General features: G+C 75.2%; 5 protein-coding genes. 4 read left to right on the top strand and 1 reads right to left on the bottom strand.

Annotated features, from left to right (window positions below):
* The first annotated feature begins 79 nt into the window (after window positions 1-79).
* From G3I53_RS04770 to G3I53_RS04785, 4 genes are all read left to right on the top strand, one after another.
* Entirely contained in the window at window positions 80-883 is an 804-nt protein-coding gene (locus tag G3I53_RS04770) for a rod shape-determining protein (RefSeq protein ID WP_164438042.1), read from the top strand.
* 76 nt (window positions 884-959) lie between these two features.
* The gene (locus tag G3I53_RS04775) at window positions 960-1,574 is read left to right on the top strand and encodes a hypothetical protein (protein WP_164338146.1); all 615 of its coding nucleotides are present in this window, start codon (window positions 960-962) and stop codon (window positions 1,572-1,574) included.
* Window positions 1,575-1,955: 381 nt separating this feature from the next.
* Complete coding sequence (locus tag G3I53_RS04780; protein WP_164338145.1) at window positions 1,956-2,465, top strand: hypothetical protein; 510 nt, start codon at window positions 1,956-1,958, stop codon at window positions 2,463-2,465.
* A 106-nt stretch (window positions 2,466-2,571) separates the two neighbouring features.
* Window positions 2,572-4,020 carry a flotillin family protein gene (locus G3I53_RS04785; RefSeq protein ID WP_164338144.1) on the top strand — a complete coding sequence of 483 codons (1,449 nt, stop codon included), beginning with the start codon at window positions 2,572-2,574 and terminating at the stop codon, window positions 4,018-4,020.
* 55 nt (window positions 4,021-4,075) lie between these two features.
* Here the strand turns inward: G3I53_RS04785 and G3I53_RS04790 are convergent, their stop codons facing one another.
* Window positions 4,076-4,720: a CBS domain-containing protein gene (locus G3I53_RS04790; RefSeq protein WP_164338143.1), complete on the bottom strand. Its 645-nt coding sequence runs from the start codon at window positions 4,718-4,720 to the stop codon at window positions 4,076-4,078.
* Between the last annotated feature and the right edge of the window lie 211 nt (window positions 4,721-4,931).

Consider the following 4,931-nt stretch of genomic DNA (forward strand, 5'->3'; position numbering starts at 1 on the left):
GGCCCCCGGCCCGGGCGGCCACCTCCCGCCCGGGCCGCCACCCCCTGGCCGGCGAACGCACCGAACGGAGGGCCGTCCCGTGACCGTCACCCGGCGTGCCCGCCCGGTGTCCGGGCGGCACACGCACTGGCCGCTGTGCCGACGCTGCTCCGGCATCGCACTCGACCTGGGCAGCGCCCGCACCCGCGCCTGGATCGCCGGCCGCGGCATGGTCCTCGACGTCCCCACCGTCACGTTCCCCGGCAACGGAGCCATCCACCCCATCCAGCGCGGCACCATCATCGACACCGCCGGCACGGCCCGCATGCTCGACCGGCTGCTGGGCCACCGCATGCCGCGGTTCGGCCGCCCCCTGGTCGTCGTCACGGCCCCGGTCCTGGACGGCCTCGCCTTCCGGACCGAGGCCCGTACGGCGGTCGAAATCCTCCGCCCGCGCGCCGTCATCACCGTCCCGGGCGCGCGGGCGGTGGCCCTGGCGGCGGGCGCCGACGACGCCAAGCCGCTGCTCGTCGTCGACATCGGCGCCCACCTCACCGAGGTGGTGCTGCTCTCCGGGGGCGCGGTGACCGACGCCCGCCGCACCGCGCTCGGCACCGCCGACCTCGGCGACGGCACGCCCCCCGAACGCATCACCGACGCCGTGGTGGAGATGGTGACCGCCATGCTGCGGCAGGACCGCACCTCGGTGACCCGTACCGCCCTGCGCCGGGGCGTCCTGCTGTCCGGGGGCGGCGCCCTGCGGCCCGAGGTCACGCACAGCCTGCCGGGCCGGCTCGGCTGCCCGGTCCAGCCGGTGACGTCCCCGCACACCGCGGCGGTCCGCGGGGCCGCCGGACTGCTGGCCGCCGAGCACCACCATCCCCCGGCCGGCGGCGCCGTCTGACGTCCGGCGCGGCCCGCCTCCCGTTCCTCCTGCTGCCCCTGTACCCCTGCGCGACCACCCCGGAAGGGAGCACCACGTGGCGGGCGAGATACCTCCCGCACAGCCCCCCGATCCGCCCCGCGGCCGTGCGCCGCGGCGGCGCAACCCGCTGCGCCGCCGCACGGACACGCTGCGGACCTGGTTCGGGCTCGGGGTGCTGCTGACCGTGCTGGTGCTCGCCCCGGTGGCCGCCGTGGTGGCGGCCGACCTCGCGCACCGGCACTACGACGGCGTCGCCCGCCACCAGGAGCGGACCCGCTACGAGACGACCGCGACCGTGCTCCACGACGTCCCGCGCCACCCGGAGCCGGGCTCGGACGAGGAGAAGGAGACCCGCTACCCGGCGGAGGTCAGCGTCGTCACCCGGGAGGGCCGCACCCGGACCACGACGGCCGACGTCCCGCCGGGCATGCCCGCGGACAGCCCGCTGCGGATCTGGGTCACCACCGACGGCGAGGCGACGCAGGCACCGCTGACCGACGGGGACGTCCGCAGCCGCAGCATGGGCTGGGCCCTGCTGGCCGCGCTCGGCGTCGTCCTCACCGGGGCCGCCACGCACGCCGTGGCCCGTTTCGCACTGCGCCGCCGGGACCTCGCCGCCTGGGACGCGGCCTGGGCCAGGACGGCACCGGGCTGGACCACCCCCACCTGACCGGGGACGACACCCGCCGCCAACGGGGCCCGGTCAAAGAGGACATGACCGGGCGCCGGGCGGGCACCCTCCCCGCCGGGGCCCATCCGGCGCTCGTGCCGGGTGTAGGGGCTCGCGCGGCCGGGGAACTGCCGGGGCCTGGCAAAGATTTCCGCCCGGCCGGCGTCCGTCCCGCTCCCCGCCCGGGGGACGGGCGCCCGGGGGCCCCTTCGCTCGCTCCACGTGGCCGACTTGAGCCCCCGTCCGCGGGCGGAACGGGCAGGTCCGGGAGAAGGCGGCATCAAGAACGCGTAAAGACTGCCGGAATCAGGCAATGAAAGACATCCGCCGGTCATGACACGATGGAGAGGCGGGAGGTCGTCGAGTGGAAGCGGGTCCCGGATGAACTGGTTCGTGGGTCTGGGGATCGCCGGCCTGGTCGTGCTGCTGCTCTCGCTGATTTTCGACGGGGTCCTGGAGGGCCTGTTCGGCGGTGTGCTGGACGGCATGCTCGACGGGTTCCTGTCGCTGCCCGTCATCGCCGGCTTCGTGTCCATGCTCGGCTTCGGCGGCGCCATAACCCTCGGCACGACGGGCCTGGGCGTCACCGGTGCCACGGCCGTCGGCGTGCTGACGGGCGTCGCCGCCGGCTGGCTGACCTGGCGGTTCAGCCGGGCTCTGATGAGCGACCAGGACGCCGCCGCACCGCGCGGCGGGGACCTCGTCGGCTCCTCGGCGTCGGTGGTGACCGCCATCCCCGCCGGGGGATACGGCGAGGTGCTGGTGTATCTCGCCGGGCAGCCGCTGAAGCTGGCGGCCAAGTCCGCGGTGCCGGTGGCGCGCGGCACCGAGGTCTGGGTGGAGTCGGCCCTGTCGGCCACGTCCGTCTCCGTCCGCCCCGTCGAGCGCTGACCCACCGCGCGGCCGTCGGGCCGCCGTCCCTCCCAACTGTCCGTAAGTGTCCGTCGCAGATTCGATTCGCCGTCCCCCGGGGAAGGCTGAGGGGATCCACGTTTACATGAGCCCTGTACTGATCGCCGTGATCGGAGTCGTCGTACTCCTGGTCCTGCTGGCCCTCGTGGTCGTCACCCGTTACAAGGTCGCCGGTCCGAGCGAGGCGTTCATCGTCACCGGCCGCCGCGGCAAGAAGTCCACCGATCCCGAGACCGGCCGCATCTTCACCGACAACAGCGGTCAGAAGGTCGTGGTCGGCGGCGGTGTCTTCGTCGTGCCGTTCGTGCAGCAGAAGTTCACCCTGGACCTCTCCAGCCGGCACATCCCGGTGGCCGTCCGGGGCGCGGTCACGCTGCGCGGTGTGAAGGCCAACCTGGAGGGTGTCGCCATCGTCAAGGTGGGCGGCACCGAGGACTCGATCCGCGCCGCCGCCCAGCGGTTCCTGATGCAGCAGAACGGCATCGTCGGGTTCACCCAGGAAGTGCTGTCCGGCGCGCTCCGCTCCATCGTGGGCCGGATGTCCGTGGAGGACATCATCCGGGACCGGGCCGCCTTCGCCGGCCAGGTCGCCGAGGAGGCCGAGGCCAGCCTCTCCGGCCAGGGCCTGGTGCTGGACGCCTTCCAGATCCAGGACATCACCACCGAGGGCTCCTACCTGGAGGACCTGGGCCGGCCCGAGGCCGCCCGCGCCAAGCAGGAGGCCGACATCGCCGAGGCCGTCGCCCGGCGCGCCTCCGAGCAGGCCCGCCTCAAGGCCGAGGAGGAGATCGCGATCGCGCAGCGCACCTTCGCGCTGAAGCAGGCCGAGATCAAGGCCGAGACGGACGAGGCCGCCGCCCGGGCGGGCGCCGCCGGTCCGCTCGCCGAGGCCGCACGGCAGCAGGAGGTCCTCCAGGAGCAGGAGAAGGTCGCCACCCGGCAGGCCGCGCTGACCGACCGCGAACTGGACACCAAGGTCCGCAAGCCCGCCGACGCCGCCCGCTACCAGGCCGAGCAGGAGGCCGAGGCCCGGCGCATCGCGCTGGTCAAGGAGGCCGAGGCGGACGCCGAGCGGGCCCGGCTCACCGGTGAGGGCGAGAAGGCGCAGCGCGCCGCGCTCGCCGACGCCGTCCGCATCGAGGGTGAGGCCGACGCCGCCGCCATCGCCGCGAAGGGCGCGGCGGAGGCCGACGCCATGCACAAGAAGGCGGACGCCTTCGAGCGGTACGGCGACGCGGCCGTGCTGCAGATGCTGGTCGAGGTGCTGCCGCAGGTCGTCGCCAAGGCGGCCGAGCCGCTGTCCGCGGTGGAGAAGATGACGGTGATCTCCACGGACGGCGCAGGCAAGCTGCCGCGCGCGGTCGCCGACAACGTCGCCCAGGGCATGGAGCTGCTCAGCTCCACCACCGGCGTGGACCTCGCGCAGCTGCTCAGCGGGCTCGCCGACCGCGGCAAGGCCGCTCCGGCGGCGGCCCCGGCCGCCGCGGCCCCGGCCACCGAGGCGGACAACGGCAAGGTCGACATCACCGAGTGACGCTCCGCCCGACGGTGCCCCGGACGCCCACGGTGTCCGGGGCACCGTCATGCGGTCAGCCGGAGAGGTCGAACCGTACGTCCACGACGCCCTCCACGGCCCGGGTCAGCCGGGCGGCCACCGGCACCAGGGACGTGTCCCGGATCCGGCCGCCGAGGGTGACGACCCCCTCCCGCACCTCCACCCGGACGTCGTCGCCCGCGTCCTGACGGAACACGTGGGGCAGTACGTCCCGGCGCACCTCCGCCGCGATCTCCTCGTCCCCCCGCAGGAAGACCTTCAGCAGGTCGGCGCGGCTCACGATGCCGCACAGCGCCCCCGCGTCGTCCACCACCGGCAGCCGCTTCACCCCGCTCCGCGCCATGATCCGCGCCGCCTGCGCGAGGGTCGCCTCCGCCCGGACGGTCACGGCGGGCGCGGTCATCAGCTCCCCGGCGGTCAGCGCGCCCGCCTTGGCCAGGTCGGGGAGGCGGCGCAGCTGGGTGCGGCGGTCGGGGTCGCTGTCCCGGAACTCCTCCTTGGGCAGCAGGTCCGCCTCGGAGACGACGCCCGCCACCCTCCCCTCGTCCGCCACCACCGGCAGGGCACTGACCCGCCGTTCCTGCATGGTGCGGACGATCTCCTTGAAGGCGGCGTCCCGGCCGACGGCGGCGACGTCACGGGTCATCACGTCGCTCACGGTGTACGGGGTGGCGTGCATGGTGCCTCCTCGGGCGGCGTCGCCCCGGTCTGCCGGGCGGATCATCGGAGACTACCGCCGACGCCGGGGGCGCAGGGGTTCCGGCGGCCGGTCCGGGCGGGCGCCGGGGCGGGCACGTGCCCGGGGGCCGGCCCCGACTCCAGCCTGCACGCTCCGGCGGGACCGGACCAGGGGCCACCCGGTCAGCGGGCCGGGCCCGGAGGCCCCCGGC

This window comes from Streptomyces sp. SID14436, from assembly GCF_010548465.1.
Taxonomy (GTDB): domain Bacteria; phylum Actinomycetota; class Actinomycetes; order Streptomycetales; family Streptomycetaceae; genus Streptomyces.

Coding starts and splice junctions, on each gene's coding strand:
- G3I53_RS04780 (WP_164338145.1), top strand. CDS start 1,956: ATGAACTGGTTCGTGGGTCTGGGGATCGCCGGCCTGGTCGTGCTGCTG.
- G3I53_RS04785 (WP_164338144.1), top strand. CDS start 2,572: ATGAGCCCTGTACTGATCGCCGTGATCGGAGTCGTCGTACTCCTGGTC.
- G3I53_RS04790 (WP_164338143.1), bottom strand. CDS start 4,720: ATGCACGCCACCCCGTACACCGTGAGCGACGTGATGACCCGTGACGTC.